Raw genomic sequence first — 15,351 nt, forward strand, 5'->3', positions numbered from 1 at the left:
TAGGATTATTTTCATATTCGCCCTTTACATACAAATCTTTTGTGACTACTATTGCCGCCGCAATTGAGGAGGGGTTCCCGAGTGGCCAAAGGGATCAGACTGTAAATCTGACGGCTCAGCCTTCGAAGGTTCGAATCCTTCTCCCTCCACCATTTGCGAAGAAAAAATATGTTGTGCGAATAAAGATATTCGTGGAGGGGTTCCCGAGTGGCCAAAGGGATCAGACTGTAAATCTGACGGCTCAGCCTTCGAAGGTTCGAATCCTTCTCCCTCCACCATCTTTACTCTCATATCATATATCAGTGGAGGGGTTCCCGAGTGGCCAAAGGGATCAGACTGTAAATCTGACGGCTCAGCCTTCGAAGGTTCGAATCCTTCTCCCTCCACCATTTTCTCCCCCGCTCCATTCCAGACGCCAACGCCAGCATATCTTTCATTGACAAAATTCGAGTTATCACCCAAATCCTAGTTATCGCATCAGTTCCTATATCGGTAGCAATAGCAGCATCTACATCCAGTCTTCTCTCAGCTCATCTTCTACGGCTCGAACAGCCCCCAAGCTCACACTCTTGTCATACATCTCCCCGCAAGTAGATCTGCTCTCATTAACGCCAGAGATTGCGGCCCGTTGCCAGCTTTCGCTACCCTTATTCATGCTTTTTAATTATGATTTATCTCTTTAAGTTATATCTCAGCGGAGACAACATGATAGAGCCATGGGTAAATCAAGCCATAGCGAAAATTGAAGCCGACTTTCAGCGCAGCGCAGATACCCACCTGATTAAGCTGGAACTGCCCGCCTTGCAGGGCATAGATCTCTATCTCAAGGATGAGAGCACTCACCCGACCGGCAGCCTCAAACACAGGCTGGCACGTTCACTCTTCCTCTACGCCTTGTGTAATGGTTGGATCAAGGAAGGCACGCCTATTATCGAGTCATCATCCGGCAGCACGGCCATCTCCGAGGCCTATTTTGCCCGTCTGCTGGGCCTGCCCTTCATCGCCGTGATGCCCAGCTCGACGGCCAAGAAGAAGATAGAGCAGATCAGCTTCTATGGCGGTCAATGTCATTTCGTCGAACACTCGAGTCAGATCTATGCCGAATCTGAACGCCTGGCCCGCGAACTGAATGGCCATTATATGGATCAGTTCACCTATGCCGAACGCGCCACCGACTGGCGCGGCAACAACAACATAGCCAATTCCATCTTCGAGCAGATGTCGCACGAGCCTCATCCCATTCCCAGCTGGATAGTCATGAGTCCGGGCACGGGCGGTACCTCGGCCACCATAGGGCGTTACATTCGCTACCAGAGACTCAACAGCCGGCTGTGCGTGGTCGATCCGCAAAACTCTGTGTTCTTCGACTATTACCACAACAGGGATGCGGGCATCACCTGCTGCAATGGCAGCAAGATCGAAGGCATAGGCAGACCCAGGGTCGAGCCGTCTTTCATTCCCGGGGTCGTAGATCATATGTTTAAGATTGCCGATACAGCGTCGATAGCCACCGTTCAATGGCTGGAACAGCTGCTCGGCCGTAAGACAGGCGCTTCCACAGGCACTAACCTCTACGGCGCCCTGTTGTTGGCGGCCGAGATGCAGGCCAAGGGGCAGACAGGTTCGATAGTGACACTGATCTGCGATTCGGGCGAGCGCTACCTGGACACCTATTACAATCCCCAGTGGATAGCGGAGCAGATAGGGGATCTGAGTGAGTATCAGGCCAAACTGGCCGAATTCAGTCGCAGCGGCAAGTTAACCTAGAGTGGCTCCCTAAACACAAAGGCATAAGCCCAATAAAAAACGCCGAATGCAGGACATTCGGCGTTTCTTTTATCAGGCAGTGAGGCTGGACCATGGCAGGCTCAGTCTATGTCGAGATACTTATGGGTCTGGATCGACAGCCGCCAGTTACGGGCGATACATACCCGCATCGCCAGTGCCGTGGCCCTGGGCTTTTGGCTGATGGGTTGCAGGCATATGGTCTTGTCACTCAGATCTATCGGCGCCAACAAGGCATCCAGCTCATCCAGGTGTTTTTCTGTGGCAATGGGATGCTTGATCTCATTGGCGCGTTCCAAGGCCTGGGTCAGCACCTTATAGCCGCCTTTCATATTGATCTTGGGAGAGACAGTCACCCAGGTCTCGTCGGCGCAATGCACTTCGAAGGTGCCACTGGTTTCTATCTGGGTTTGGTAACCTGCCGCATGCAGCGCCCGGGTCAGGTCGACAAGATCGTACAGGCAGGGCTCACCGCCGGTGATCACCAGGTGACGGGCAGTGAAGCCCTTGGCCTCGAAGGCGGCGATCAGGCTCTGGGGCGTGTGCTCGGCCCAACGGCCTATACTGCCATCGACCCGGATCACTTGCTCCGGGCTCACCTTGTTTGCCGGCAGCAGTTCCCAGGTTTGCTTGGTATCACACCAGGCACAGCCGACGGGGCATCCCTGCAGACGCACGAATATCGCCGGCACCCCGGTAAAGACGCCTTCGCCTTGTATGGTCTCGAATACTTCATTTACCGGATATTTCATGGGTTACCTTCAACACTGTCAACTATTGCACTTCTATTGCACTTGAGTCATGCGTCTGCGCATTCGTGGGGCGGCATTTATAGAGGATTTTATCAGGTGCTGCAAGTTTTTACGCCCTTTCCCTCAGGTTTAAAAGCCCCCGCCGCTGGGTTACACTAGAGATCCTTATGATCCTGTGATGCAAAATTATGTCAAAAGCTGTCGTTGTGTTTAGTGGTGGTCAGGATTCGACCACTTGTTTGATCCAGGCCCTTGGCCAGTATGATGAAGTCCATGCCATCACCTTCGACTATGGTCAGCGTCATAGTCAGGAGATCCAGGTCGCCAAGGACCTGACCGCAGAACTGAAGATCAAGAGTCATAAAGTCATGGATGTCAGCCTGCTCAACGAGCTGGCGATCTCGGCATTGACCCGGGATGCCATTCCCGTGTCCCATGAGCTGATGGACAACGGCCTGCCGAACACCTTCGTCCCTGGCCGCAATATCCTCTTCCTCACCCTCGCAGGTATCTATGCCTACCAGCTCGGCGCAGATGCCATCATCACTGGTGTGTGTGAGACAGATTTCTCGGGTTATCCCGATTGCCGTAATGACTTCGTCAAGGCGATGGAATCGGCTCTGGTCCAGGGCATGGACAGAAAGCTTGAGATAGTCACTCCGCTGATGTGGCTCAACAAGGCCCAGACCTGGGCCTTGGCCGATAAATACCAGCAACTTGAGCTGGTTCGCAACCGGACCCTGACCTGTTACAACGGCGTCATTGGCGATGGCTGCGGCGATTGCCCCGCCTGCCTGCTCAGGCGACGTGGATTGGAAGACTATCTGCAGGATGCCCAGGCCGTGATGGCTTCGTTGGCACACCAATGAGCCCTGTGTCCCGGCGCCTGAACAGCCCCTATATGGCGGCCATCTTGTTGAGTCTGGTATGCCTGGGGTTGTATCTTGCCGGGCTCTACTTCACCGGCTTGGATGCCGGGCTGGCCTACCGCAGAACCGAGATAGCCCAGGGCCAGTGGTGGCGACTCATCAGCGGTAATTTACTGCACACCAATCATTGGCACCTGTTGATGAACCTGGCCGGTCTGTGGGTGCTGCTCTTGCTGCACCATTTCCATTACCGGCTCAAAGGTTTGCTCTGCCTGCTGGCCTGCCTCTGTCTGCTCGAAGGGCTGGGGTTGTACCTCTTCTACCCTGGCCTGCTGGCCTATGTTGGCCTCAGCGGCGTGCTTCATGGGCTGTTCGCCTATGGCGCCATCCAGGACATACGCACGGGCACCAAGTCGGGCTACCTGCTATTGCTCGGAGTGATGATAAAGGTCGCGAATGAGCAATTGTTCGGTGCCCCCGCCGACGTCAGCGCCATGATAGGCGCCAGGGTCGCGACCGAGTCGCACCTTGTCGGCCTGGTATGCGGTCTAAGCTGTGCCGCCTTGGTCCTGGGCTATGGCCGCTGCAGAGCCGCAGCCATAATCAAAAAAACCGCCTGAGCGCTTAAGCGCTCAGGCGGTGTTCATCGCAGCTATAAGGCCTGAGTCATATCAGGCCTTCATCAGCAGCTCACTCAAGTGTTTCACCTCATCGCGCAGCGCCGCCGCCTGCTCGAACTCCAGGTTGCGGGCATGCTCGTGCATCTGCTGCTCGAGCTTATCTATCCTATGGCTCAGGTCGCCTATATCCAGTACCTGATAGCTGGCCTGAGGCTCTGCGACTCTGCCGTAGGGCTGGCGTTTGCCCTGCTTGCTGTCGCCGACATCCATCACATCCGTGATGCGTTTCACCACGCCCTTGGGCACTATGCCATGCTCCAGGTTATACTGCCGCTGCTTCTCTCGGCGGCGCTCGGTTTCGCCCATGGCTTTGGCCATGGAGTTGGTGATCCTGTCGGCGTATAGGATCACCTTACCGTTCACGTTGCGGGCGGCACGCCCTATGGTCTGGATGAGTGAACGCTCGGAACGCAGGAAACCTTCCTTATCCGCATCCAGGATGCACACCAGGGAGACTTCGGGCATGTCCAGCCCTTCCCTGAGCAGGTTGATGCCGACCAGCACATCGAATACCCCAAGACGCAGATCGCGGATGATCTCGACCCGCTCGACCGTGTCTATATCCGAATGCAGATAGCGCACCTTGACCCCGTGCTCGTCCAGATATTCGGTCAAGTCTTCCGACATGCGTTTGGTGAGCGTGGTGACCAGGACGCGTTCGTTGACCGCCACCCGCTTGGCAATTTCCGACAGCAGATCATCCACCTGAATGGCGACCGGACGCACTTCCAGCTCGGGATCCAGCAGCCCGGTCGGCCGCACCACCTGCTCCGCCACTTCACCGCCACTCTTATCCAGCTCGTATTGGCTGGGGGTGGCAGACACGAAGATGGTCTGGGGCATCAACTGCTCAAACTCCTCAAATTTCAGCGGCCGGTTATCCAGGGCCGACGGCAGGCGGAAACCGTATTCCACCAGGGTCGTCTTGCGGGATCTGTCGCCCTTATACATGGCGCCTATCTGCGGCACTGTCACGTGGGACTCGTCGATGATCAACAAACCGTCGGCCGGCAAATAGTCCAACAGGGTCGGCGGTCCCTCGCCGGCGGCGCGACCGGACAGATAGCGGGAATAGTTTTCTATGCCGGAGCAATAGCCGAGCTCGACCATCATCTCGAGATCGTATTGCACCCGCTCGGTGAGCCTTTGCTCCTCGACCAGCTTATGCAGCTCCAGCAGTTGCAGTTTGCGCTCACGCAACTCGACCTTGATATGCTCCGTCGCCTCGAGGATCTTCTCTCTCGGGGTCACATAGTGTGTCTTGGGGTACACAGTGGTGCGGGCGATGCGTTTATTGATATGTCCTGTGAGGGGATCGAACTCGCTCAGGCGCTCAATTTCATCGTCGAACAACTCGACCCTGATGGCGTCCCGCTCGGAATCTGCGGGGAAAATGTCTATCACCTCGCCGCGCACCCTGAAAGTACCACGCTGCAATTCCATGTCGTTACGGCTGTATTGCAGTTCGCTCAGACGCTTGAGAATGTCGCGCTGGCCCATGGTATCGCCCTGGCGCAGATGCAGTAGCATCTTGAGGTAAGAGTCGGGATCGCCCAGGCCATAGATGGCGGATACCGAGGCGATCAAGACGACGTCTTTGCGCTCCAGCAATGCCTTGGTCGCCGACAGCCGCATCTGCTCTATGTGGGCGTTGACCGAGGCATCCTTCTCTATGAAGGTGTTGGAGGCCGGCACATAGGCCTCGGGTTGGTAGTAGTCGTAATAAGAGACAAAATACTCCACCGCATTATGGGGGAAGAACTCTTTCATCTCCCCGTAGAGCTGTGCCGCCAATGTCTTGTTGGGGGCCATGATGATCGTTGGCCGGCCAAGCGTCTGAATAACATTGGCTACTGTGAAGGTCTTTCCCGAACCGGTAACGCCGAGCAGGGTCTGGCTCGCCAATCCTGACTCCAGGCCTTCGACCAGCTGTTTGATCGCCGCGGGTTGATCACCGGCGGGGGCAAATTGGGATTCGAGTTGGAATACTGATGCTGACACTCAAACTTATCCTTTATATGACTTATGCTGAAACACTGGGCCTGGTCCTATTCTGCCATGCTTGCCCTGGCACTGGAATGCCGAGCCGCGCATGTCAAACCCTACTGCAAGCTTGAGCCCATGATACCTTAATCCGGCCCTTGGCGATAAGGTCCCAGAAAACAGCGCTGCGGCAACCGGCGGGCAAATGGCCCTGGGCGCCTGTCAGTTGCTCCAGCGCGCCACAATGAAACTTTGGCACAAAAAGCGACAAACAGGATAAAGATGCGCAAATCACCCGCAAAACCATTGAAAATGCCAAATTAATACACAAGAGACTCTCCGCCAGGGTTACCATTTTGCAACCAGGATAACCCTGCAGGATGCGTCCGGGGGTTGGATTTTATCTATTTGTATTTATTTACTTTTATTTTAGGCCATCAAAATGGTGCAAATTAACTCCGGCGCCCTCCCGCCAAGGGTTTGCCGGCTGAAATTCGCCTTAACCCACAGGCTTATCCACAGATTTAGTGGATAAGTCGACACAAGCCAGAAACCACGCGGGTTAGCGGTCGGCGCCAATCCTTATCCGGCCTCGACCGGACTTTGGTAAGTTTATTACATTTGAAAGTCGCCGCCCTTAGCCCTCTATGCCCGTTATTTATGCTCTCTATTTCTGCCTCCTATTCATGTCCTCTATTGCGCCGTCCCGTGACAGGACGAACGTCACGCCATACATCAGACCTATACTCACGGGCATACCCATGAACATACCCATGAACATAGGGCCGGCTTGGCAACCCCACCCCTTGAGGGCCTCATCATGAGGACAAGCCTATGAATCAACGCCATCCCAGGCCGCAGTCGCCTGAATTTACTGGAAGAAATAATCCATATTGCAGCGTCCTTTCCCTGATTTTCAGGGCTAAATGCCGCTTTCTGCATCACCATGCACATTAGATGAGCACTTAACACTATAATTACACTTTTTTTTATAACTCGAGTTGACTCGTCTGAGCGGGCGTTTTACTATGCGCTCCGTTCTCAACGACAGGTTGCGAAACGATTCCCCAGTAGTTCAGTCGGTAGAACGGCGGACTGTTAATCCGTATGTCACTGGTTCAAGTCCAGTCTGGGGAGCCAATTTATTTAATTGATAAATATAATCAACTAAATAAACGCAAAACTGTATTAAGAACATTGAATGCTAATTGTGTATTCCCCAGTAGTTCAGTCGGTAGAACGGCGGACTGTTAATCCGTATGTCACTGGTTCAAGTCCAGTCTGGGGAGCCACACAAATGAATATTCAACTTTGTTTGTGACATGAATGAGTTCAGGTCAAAAATTAATTCCCCAGTAGTTCAGTCGGTAGAACGGCGGACTGTTAATCCGTATGTCACTGGTTCAAGTCCAGTCTGGGGAGCCAATTTTTAACAAGCAAAACAGCAACAATATCTCTACTCCCCAGTAGTTCAGTCGGTAGAACGGCGGACTGTTAATCCGTATGTCACTGGTTCAAGTCCAGTCTGGGGAGCCAATTTATCAAGCAACACCTCAGCAATATCCCTACTCCCCAGTAGTTCAGTCGGTAGAACGGCGGACTGTTAATCCGTATGTCACTGGTTCAAGTCCAGTCTGGGGAGCCAATTTATCGAATCCTACTCCACACCTGCTTGCTTTCTTATTCTTCAGACCATGGCCTAGGCATCTCAGCGCCATTGCAGCATCTCCCTGCCTGTTGGCCTATTATCCCGCCAAGGCAAATGCCCCCGGCTCCTCTCCCCTGCGTCCTGCTCTCTGGCACATAGCTGCAATTTACGCCAAAGATAGTTAACCCTGCATTCTATATGTTGTTTATGACGCCGGAAAAGCCGATAATACCGCTAAGATCGGATTAGAAAAGTATCGGGATGAGTGAATATCTCCTGTTGTTGATAGGTACTGTACTGGTTAACAACTTCGTATTGGTAAAATTCCTTGGGTTATGCCCCTTCATGGGCGTGTCGAGCAAACTGGAGTCTGCCATTGGCATGTCCATGGCGACGACCTTCGTGCTGACCCTGGCCTCTATTCTCAGTTATTTAGTCAATGAATATCTGTTGCAGCCTTTCGGCCTCAGCTACCTGCGCACCATGAGCTTCATCCTGGTGATCGCCGTAGTAGTGCAATTCACCGAGATGGTGGTGCAAAAAACCAGTGCCTCGCTGCACCGCGCCCTGGGGATCTACCTGCCGTTGATCACCACCAATTGTGCCGTGTTGGGGGTCGCCTTGCTCAATGTCAATGAAAAGCATGATTTCATCCAGTCGGCCGTCTATGGTTTCGGGGCTGCCGTCGGTTTTTCATTGGTGTTAATTCTGTTTTCCGCCATGCGTGAGCGTCTGGCGGCGGCTGACGTACCGCTTCCTTTCAGAGGGGGCGCCATCGCCATGATCACCGCCGGCCTGATGTCACTGGCCTTCATGGGCTTCACCGGATTGGTGAAGTAGATGTCCGAGATGTTTATCGCCGTTAGTCTGTTGACCCTGCTTGCGCTGGTGTTTGGGATTTTGCTGGGTTTTGCCGCCCAAAAGTTTAAAGTCGAAGGCAATCCCATTGTCGATCAAATAGATACTCTGTTACCTCAGACCCAATGTGGTCAGTGTGGCTACCCTGGCTGCAGGCCCTATGCCGAAGCCATAGCCAATGGTGACAAGATCAACAAATGCCCGCCCGGTGGCACTGCCACCATGGAAAAACTCGCCGAACTCATGGGCGTCGACCCCGAACCTTTGAATGCCAGCGCCGAGACACAGGTCAAGAAAGTGGCCTATATACGCGAAGATGAGTGTATCGGTTGTACCAAGTGTATTCAGGCCTGCCCTGTCGATGCCATCATAGGCGCCGGCAAGCTGATGCACACAGTGCTGACCGCTGACTGTACGGGTTGCGACTTATGTGTCGAACCCTGCCCGGTCGACTGTATCGACATGATCCCCGTGACACCTAATCTCAAGAACTGGAACTGGCAGCTCAACGCCATTCCGGTCACGCTGTTGGATGAGGAAAAGCCGTGCTGACCTTATTAGATCAACTCGACCAAGGTACCCTTTGGCGTTCACCCGGTGGCATACATCCACCACAAGAAAAATCCCTGTCCAACACCACAGCCATCGCCAGGCTCGCCTTGGCGCAGCAATATCTGGTGCCCGTGCCTCAGGTCGGCGAGAGCTGCACCCTGAGCGTCAAGGTCGGCGACAGGGTACTCAAGGGCACGCCCCTGACCCAAGGCAGCAGCCTGCAGCACTTGCCGGTACACGCCCCGACATCGGGCACCGTCATCGCCATAGAGCCGCGCCCGAGCAATCATGCCTCGGCCCTGCCGGTCAATACCTGCATCATAGCGGCCGACGGCCAGGATAGCTGGTGTCCCCTGCAGCCGAGCGATCCGGCCGAGCTGAGCCAACAGCAGATACTCGATAAGGTGCGCTCCGCCGGCATAGCCGGTCTGGGTGGCGCCGCATTTCCGAGTCATATAAAGCTCAACCCCGTCAGTGAAATAGAGTTGGTCATCATCAATGGTGTCGAGTGTGAACCCTATATCACCTCGGACGACAGGCTGATGCGTGAGCATAGCGATGACATCCTCGCCGGCATCGCCATCATTCACAAGCTGGTGCAGCCGCAGCGGATAGTGATCGCCATAGAAGACAACAAGCCCGAAGCCGCCGAGGCCATGACCCAGGCGATTGGCCGCAGTCAATTGCTGGCCGGCAGTACCAGGGTCACTGTCATTCCGACCAAATACCCTTCCGGCGGTGAGAAACAGCTGATCCAAATCATCACGGGCAAGGAAGTGCCCGCCGGCGCCATCCCGGCGCAACTCGGGGTCCTGGTACATAACGTCGGCACTGCCTATGCGATTCAGGCGGCGGTGCTGCAAGGTCAACCTCTCATCGAGCGGGTGGTAACTGTGACGGGTCAGAGTATCGGCCGGCCGGGGAACTACTGGGTACCTATTGGCACGCCTGTGGCGCATCTGCTCAAGGCCAGTGGCTCCACGGCTTTTGCGGGACAGAAGATTATCGTCGGCGGTCCCATGATGGGTCATGCCTTGCCGCAGACGCAAGTGCCGGTCCTCAAGGGAACCAACTGTATCCTGGCTCCGGGCGCAGCAGAACTGGCCGCCGAGGTCGAAGAGAAGGCCTGCATCCGCTGCGGCGAATGTGCCCAGGCCTGCCCGGCACAGCTGCTGCCCCAGCAATTGTTCTGGCATGCCAAGGCTGAGGAATATGATAAGGCGGCCGACTTTAACCTCAAGGACTGCATCGAATGCGGTTGCTGCAGCTATGTCTGCCCGAGTGACATCCCCCTGGTGGAATATTATCGGGTAGCCAAGTCGGCATTGCGCCAAGCGGCGGAAGATAAATTGCAGGCCGAGCGCGCCAAGCAGAGATTCGAAGCCAGATTGCAGCGACTCGAGGAAGAAAAACTCGCCCGCGAGGCCAAGGCCAAGGAAGCCGCCGAACGCCGTAAGGCCAGCATGAGCACCAAGGATAAAGACGCTGTCGCCGCCGCCATGGCCCGCATTCAGGCCAAGAAGGCCGCCAGCGAAACTGCGGCTGTTAGCCCGGATGTCCAGACCGCAGAAGTGGCCGGCGGCAATAAATCCGCCGCAGTCGCGGCCGCCGTTGCCCGCGCCAAGGCCAAGAAGGCCCAACAAGCCCAGGCGGATAGCCAGGCCGAAGTGCAGACAGAAGTACAACCTGCTGCCGACGACAAACAAGCCAAAATTGCCGCCGCCGTTGCCCGCGCCAAGGCCAAGAAGGCCCAACAAACCCAGGCGGATAGCCAAGCCGAAGTACGGACAGAAGTGCAAACAGAAGTGCAGACAGAAGTGCAACCTGGCGCTGCCGACGACAAACAAGCCAGAATCGCCGCCGCCGTCGCCCGTGCCAAGGCCAAGAAGGCCCAACAAGCCCAGGTGGATAACCAGGCCGCAGTACGGACAAAAGTGCAACCAGAAGTACAACCTGCTGCCGACGATAAACAAGCCAGAATCGCCGCCGCCGTCGCCCGTGCCAAGGCCAAGAAAGCCCAACAAGCCCAGGCGGATAGCCAAGCCGAAGTGCAGACAGAAGTGCAAGCAGAGGTGCAAGTAGCCTCCAATGCTGAAACAACAGTTGCAGCTCCGGCCGCTGTCGATGACAAACAAGCCAGAATCGCCGCCGCCGTTGCCAAGGCGAAAGCCAAGAAAGCCGCCTCGGCTGCAAAGCAAGATAAGGAATAATAGATGGCGTTCAAAATAGCCTCATCCCCCCATGTCAGTCGCAACCTGCATACGGCAACCGTGATGCAGAGAGTGATCTTATGCCTGCTGCCCGGCTTGGTGGTCCAGTGCGTATTTTTCGGCTGGGGAACCCTTATCCAGGTGATGCTGGCGATTGCCGTCGCCCTCGGCAGCGAAGCGGCCGTCATGAAGTTGAGACGCAGAAATCCTGCCGCGGCCCTGGGTGATAACAGTGCCATGTTGACCGCTGTCTTGCTCGGAGTCGCCATCCCCCCCCTGGCGCCTTGGTGGCTGATAGTCATAGGCACAGTGTTCGCTATCGTGATAGTCAAACAGCTGTATGGCGGCCTGGGACATAATCTGTTCAACCCCGCGATGGCCGCCTATGTCCTCTTGCTCATTTCCTATCCGGTGCAGATGACCAGCTGGGTAGCCCCCAGCACAGTGGCACAGCAGGCCCCGGATCTGCTGGCGAGCCTGCAGGCCATCTTCGGCAGCCTTACCAGCAGCGAACTCAAGCTCTATAGCCTGGGCATAGACGGCGTATCCATGGCGACGCCACTGGATACCTTGAAGACAGATCTCGCCTTGGGCCTGACCAGCAGCGAAAGCCTGAGTAAGGCGATATTCGATGGCAGCACGGGTGTAGGTTGGTTCTGGGTCAACCTGGCCTATCTGGCGGGCGGCTTGGTTTTGCTCAAGCTCAAGGCGATCCGCTGGCAGATCAGCACTGGGATATTGGTGGCGCTGTTTGTCTGCGCCAGCGTCGGCTGGATGCTCGGGCCGGATAACCACGCCAGCCCACTGCTGCACCTGTTTTCCGGCGCCACCATGCTGGCGGCATTTTTCATCGCCACAGATCCCGTCACCGCGGCGACCAGCAATCGCGGCCGCTTCCTCTTTGGCGCCCTGATTGGCATGCTGGTGTATTTCATCCGTACCTTCGGCGGTTACCCGGATGCGTTCGCCTTCGCCGTCTTACTGGCGAATCTGTGTGCCCCCTTTATCGATTATTATGTTCGTCCCAGGACCTATGGCCACAGGGCCGGCAGCTAGCAGGAGACAGATGTGAAGAACGCTATGATGAAAAATGGCCTGCTGCTCGGCCTGTTTGCCTTGCTCTGCACCGGCCTGGTGGCATTGGTTAACCAGCAAACCGCCGCCAAAATACAACAACAACAGAAGCATGAACTGATGCGGGTATTGCACCAGATAATCCCGGACGCCATACACGACAATGAACTGACATCCCAGTGCACCTTGTTGCAGGACAAGGAGGCGCTGGGCACCGACAGTCCCCTGCCCGCCTATATCGCAACTCAGGCAGGCCAGGCCGTCGCCATTGCACTCGAGGCCATAGCGCCCGACGGTTATAACGGCCAGATAAAGCTTATCGTCGGTATCTCAGCCGCCGGTACCGTGCTCGGGGTAAGAACCCTATCCCACCAGGAAACCCCTGGCTTGGGTGATAGAATAGAGCTGAGAAAATCCGGTTGGGTATTGAGTTTCGCCGGCAAGGAGCTCAGCGATGAAGCCGATGCGCATTGGCGGGTCAAGAAGGATGGCGGGAGTTTCGATCAATTTACCGGCGCCACCATCACCCCCAGAGCCTACGTCAAGGCGGTAAAGCGGGCCCTCTGGTACGTTAAACAGCATCAGCAAGCCATCTTCAGGCAACCACGCAATTGTGAGGCACAGCATGACTAATTTCCGCGAAATCGCCTGGCAGGGACTGTGGAAGAATAACCCTGGCCTGGTGCAGCTACTCGGGCTATGCCCCCTACTGGCCGTCACCGCCACTATCACCAATGCCCTCGGGCTCGGGTTGGCGACCATGCTGGTGCTCATAGGCTCGAACGTGCTGGTGTCCCTGGTACGCGACTTCGTCCCCAAGGAAATACGCATTCCTGTGTTTGTGATGATCATCGCCGCGCTGGTGACCGCGGTACAGCTGCTGATCAATGCCTATGCCTATGGTCTCTATCTGTCGCTGGGGATCTTTCTGCCGCTGATAGTGACCAACTGCGTGATCATAGGCCGTGCCGAAGCCTTCGCGTCACGCAATAACCTCGTCAGCTCGGCCTTCGACGGCTTGATGATGGGGCTGGGCTTCACGTCCGTGCTTGTGGTGCTGGGCACGGTACGTGAACTCTTGGGGCAAGGCACCCTCTTCTACGGTGCCGAGCAGCTGCTCGGTCCCTGGGCCGAATCACTCACCATCCAGGTTTGGCAGGTAGATACTCCTTTCCTGCTGGCCATGTTGCCACCCGGCGCCTTCATCGCCATGGGTTTGCTCATCGCCCTGAAGAATGTCATAGACAGAAAACTGGCCGAAAGACAACCTAAGATAGAAACTGCCACTGTGACCCGGGCGCGGATCACTAAGGTCAGTTGAGCATGATGACTAGGAGCGAGAGTCAGACTTATGAACAATGAAAAACGGCGCCAGATCTTAACCCGACTGCGTGACAACAACCCCCATCCACAGACGGAGTTGCACTTCTCCAGTCCGTTCGAACTCTTGGTCGCCGTGACTTTGTCGGCACAGGCGACGGATGTCAGTGTCAACAAGGCGACCGCTAAACTCTTTCCCGTGGCCAATACCCCCAAGGCCATCTATGATCTGGGCGTCGATGGGCTTAAGGACTACATCAAGACCATAGGCCTATATAACAACAAGGCCATAAACGTCATCAAAGCCTGTGAGATCTTGCTGGAAAAATACGACGGCGAGGTGCCCGAAGACAGGGAAGCTCTGGAGTCTTTACCAGGTGTTGGTCGTAAGACAGCCAATGTGGTGCTCAATACCGCCTTCGGCTGGCCGACCATAGCGGTCGACACCCATATTTTTCGCTTGGCCAACCGCACCAAGTTCGCCCCAGGCAAGAATGTGCAAGAGGTGGAAGAGCGTATGCTCAAGGTGGTGCCGGCCGAATTCAAGGTGGATGTCCACCATTGGTTCATACTCCATGGCCGTTATACTTGTCTGGCACGCAAACCCCGTTGTGGCAGCTGTATCATAGAAGATCTGTGCGAGTTCAAAGACAAGGTCTACCCGGAAGAATAACCGGCTGAAATGCCGGCCCCCCCCCATAGCAATAGCTAACAGACAATAGCCAATAGCCAATGGCCAATGGCCAATGGCCAGCAGGGGGCAAGCCTAAAACATCATAAAAAAGAACACACTCAGGCATAAGGCGATGATCAGGCTAATCGCCAATGCCATCTTAAGTTCGGTATTCATGTTTTGCTCTCCATCTGTGACTCCCTCGTGTGCCAATCCCTGGTGGGGGCTGTCAGAGTCACATTGCCTCCCCTGATTGCCACTCCCTGTTACTCTAGCCCAATCCTTGCAACATGGGCCAGCCTAGTGCATCTGGCTGTCGCTGTTATCCCCTTACTGCAGCTCATGCTATATACCGGCCCAGAAGCCCTATTTCCGCCGACCCCCTCCAGAAATTTGCTATAATGCCAAAGCCTTAACGCCTCCAGCTCCATGAGGCCCATTTCAATCCCAAGATGAGGATCCTATGTCACAACTCTTACATACCATGCTGCGTGTCGGCAATCTGGAACGCAGTATCGCCTTCTATACCCAGGTTATGGGCATGAAACTGCTGCGGACCTCGGAAAATCCTGAGTACAAGTATACCTTGGCCTTCGTAGGTTACGCCGATGAATCCTCCGGCCAAGCCGTGGTCGAACTGACCTACAACTGGGGCACCGAGAGTTACGACCTGGGTACTGCCTTCGGCCATCTCGCCATAGGCGAAGACGACATCTATGCCCGTTGTGAGGCCATAGCCGCCGCCGGTGGCAAGATAGTCCGCGCCCCAGGCCCGGTTGCCGGTGGCCGCACGGAAATCGCCTTCGTCGAAGATCCGGACGGTTACAAGATAGAGCTGATCCAGATGAAGTCTGCCTCGAACGGCTTGGGCTGATCTCCGGCATTAATAAAAAACCACCCTTGTAGGTGGCTTTGCTGCTCAGTGGTACTGCTGCGCATACTGCACA

13 protein-coding genes and 8 tRNA genes are annotated in these 15,351 nt (G+C 55.4%); 19 read left to right on the top strand and 2 right to left on the bottom strand.

Going from position 1 to position 15,351, the window contains the following annotated elements:
- Positions 1 to 67 precede the first annotated feature (67 nt).
- The 4 genes from LZP73_RS15970 to LZP73_RS15985 all read left to right on the top strand — a co-directional run bounded on the left by LZP73_RS15970 (position 68) and on the right by LZP73_RS15985 (position 1,767).
- A tRNA-Tyr gene (locus LZP73_RS15970) sits at positions 68 to 152 on the top strand.
- Positions 153 to 193: 41 nt separating this feature from the next.
- Positions 194 to 278: transfer RNA gene (locus LZP73_RS15975), tRNA-Tyr, on the top strand.
- Positions 279 to 304: 26 nt separating this feature from the next.
- Positions 305 to 389: transfer RNA gene (locus LZP73_RS15980), tRNA-Tyr, on the top strand.
- Between the two features lie 316 nt (positions 390 to 705).
- Positions 706 to 1,767 carry a PLP-dependent cysteine synthase family protein gene (locus LZP73_RS15985; protein ID WP_234235975.1) on the top strand — a complete coding sequence of 354 codons (1,062 nt, stop codon included), beginning with the start codon at positions 706 to 708 and terminating at the stop codon, positions 1,765 to 1,767.
- Positions 1,768 to 1,868: 101 nt separating this feature from the next.
- On the opposite strand, the gene queE is transcribed toward LZP73_RS15985, so the two are convergent.
- Positions 1,869 to 2,537, bottom strand: coding sequence for a 7-carboxy-7-deazaguanine synthase QueE (queE, locus tag LZP73_RS15990; RefSeq protein WP_234235976.1), 669 nt, complete (start codon positions 2,535 to 2,537; stop codon positions 1,869 to 1,871).
- Positions 2,538 to 2,725: 188 nt separating this feature from the next.
- Between queE and queC the strand changes: the two genes are divergently transcribed.
- Positions 2,726 to 3,406, top strand: coding sequence for a 7-cyano-7-deazaguanine synthase QueC (queC, locus tag LZP73_RS15995; protein WP_234235977.1), 681 nt, complete (start codon positions 2,726 to 2,728; stop codon positions 3,404 to 3,406).
- Positions 3,403 to 4,026 (top strand): rhombosortase, encoded by a 624-nt coding sequence (rrtA, locus tag LZP73_RS16000; RefSeq protein ID WP_234235978.1) that lies wholly within the window; start codon positions 3,403 to 3,405, stop codon positions 4,024 to 4,026. The genes queC and rrtA overlap by 4 nt, the downstream gene beginning before the upstream one ends.
- Positions 4,027 to 4,077: 51 nt before the next feature.
- On the opposite strand, the gene uvrB is transcribed toward rrtA, so the two are convergent.
- The gene (gene uvrB / locus LZP73_RS16005; protein WP_234235979.1) at positions 4,078 to 6,087 is read right to left on the bottom strand and encodes an excinuclease ABC subunit UvrB; all 2,010 of its coding nucleotides are present in this window, start codon (positions 6,085 to 6,087) and stop codon (positions 4,078 to 4,080) included.
- A gap of 1,046 nt (positions 6,088 to 7,133) precedes the next feature.
- On the opposite strand from uvrB, the gene LZP73_RS16010 reads away from it, so the two are divergent.
- From LZP73_RS16010 to gloA, 13 genes are all read left to right on the top strand, one after another.
- Positions 7,134 to 7,209: transfer RNA gene (locus tag LZP73_RS16010), tRNA-Asn, on the top strand.
- A 76-nt stretch (positions 7,210 to 7,285) separates the two neighbouring features.
- A tRNA-Asn gene (locus LZP73_RS16015) sits at positions 7,286 to 7,361 on the top strand.
- Between the two features lie 57 nt (positions 7,362 to 7,418).
- Positions 7,419 to 7,494 (top strand) — tRNA-Asn (locus LZP73_RS16020).
- 35 nt (positions 7,495 to 7,529) lie between these two features.
- Positions 7,530 to 7,605: transfer RNA gene (locus LZP73_RS16025), tRNA-Asn, on the top strand.
- A 33-nt stretch (positions 7,606 to 7,638) separates the two neighbouring features.
- Positions 7,639 to 7,714 (top strand) — tRNA-Asn (locus tag LZP73_RS16030).
- 264 nt (positions 7,715 to 7,978) lie between these two features.
- Complete coding sequence (gene rsxA, locus LZP73_RS16035; RefSeq protein WP_169562502.1) at positions 7,979 to 8,557, top strand: electron transport complex subunit RsxA; 579 nt, start codon at positions 7,979 to 7,981, stop codon at positions 8,555 to 8,557.
- Entirely contained in the window at positions 8,558 to 9,127 is a 570-nt protein-coding gene (rsxB, locus tag LZP73_RS16040) for an electron transport complex subunit RsxB (protein WP_234235980.1), read from the top strand.
- A complete protein-coding gene (rsxC, locus tag LZP73_RS16045) occupies positions 9,121 to 11,337 on the top strand; it encodes an electron transport complex subunit RsxC (protein ID WP_234235981.1) in 2,217 nt (738 codons plus the stop codon). The genes rsxB and rsxC overlap by 7 nt, the downstream gene beginning before the upstream one ends.
- A gap of 3 nt (positions 11,338 to 11,340) precedes the next feature.
- Positions 11,341 to 12,393, top strand: a complete 1,053-nt coding sequence (rsxD, locus tag LZP73_RS16050) for an electron transport complex subunit RsxD (RefSeq protein WP_234235982.1) — start codon at positions 11,341 to 11,343, stop codon at positions 12,391 to 12,393.
- Between the two features lie 12 nt (positions 12,394 to 12,405).
- Complete coding sequence (gene rsxG, locus LZP73_RS16055) at positions 12,406 to 13,044, top strand: electron transport complex subunit RsxG (RefSeq protein WP_234235983.1); 639 nt, start codon at positions 12,406 to 12,408, stop codon at positions 13,042 to 13,044.
- The gene (locus LZP73_RS16060) at positions 13,037 to 13,732 is read left to right on the top strand and encodes an electron transport complex subunit E (protein ID WP_234235984.1); all 696 of its coding nucleotides are present in this window, start codon (positions 13,037 to 13,039) and stop codon (positions 13,730 to 13,732) included. The genes rsxG and LZP73_RS16060 overlap by 8 nt, the downstream gene beginning before the upstream one ends.
- 30 nt (positions 13,733 to 13,762) lie before the next feature.
- A complete protein-coding gene (nth, locus tag LZP73_RS16065) occupies positions 13,763 to 14,404 on the top strand; it encodes an endonuclease III (RefSeq protein ID WP_234235985.1) in 642 nt (213 codons plus the stop codon).
- Positions 14,405 to 14,867: 463 nt separating this feature from the next.
- Entirely contained in the window at positions 14,868 to 15,278 is a 411-nt protein-coding gene (gene gloA, locus LZP73_RS16070; RefSeq protein WP_169562496.1) for a lactoylglutathione lyase, read from the top strand.
- Positions 15,279 to 15,351: the final 73 nt, after the last annotated feature.

Source organism: Shewanella sp. AS16 (assembly GCF_021412365.1).
Classification (GTDB): domain Bacteria; phylum Pseudomonadota; class Gammaproteobacteria; order Enterobacterales; family Shewanellaceae; genus Shewanella; species Shewanella salipaludis.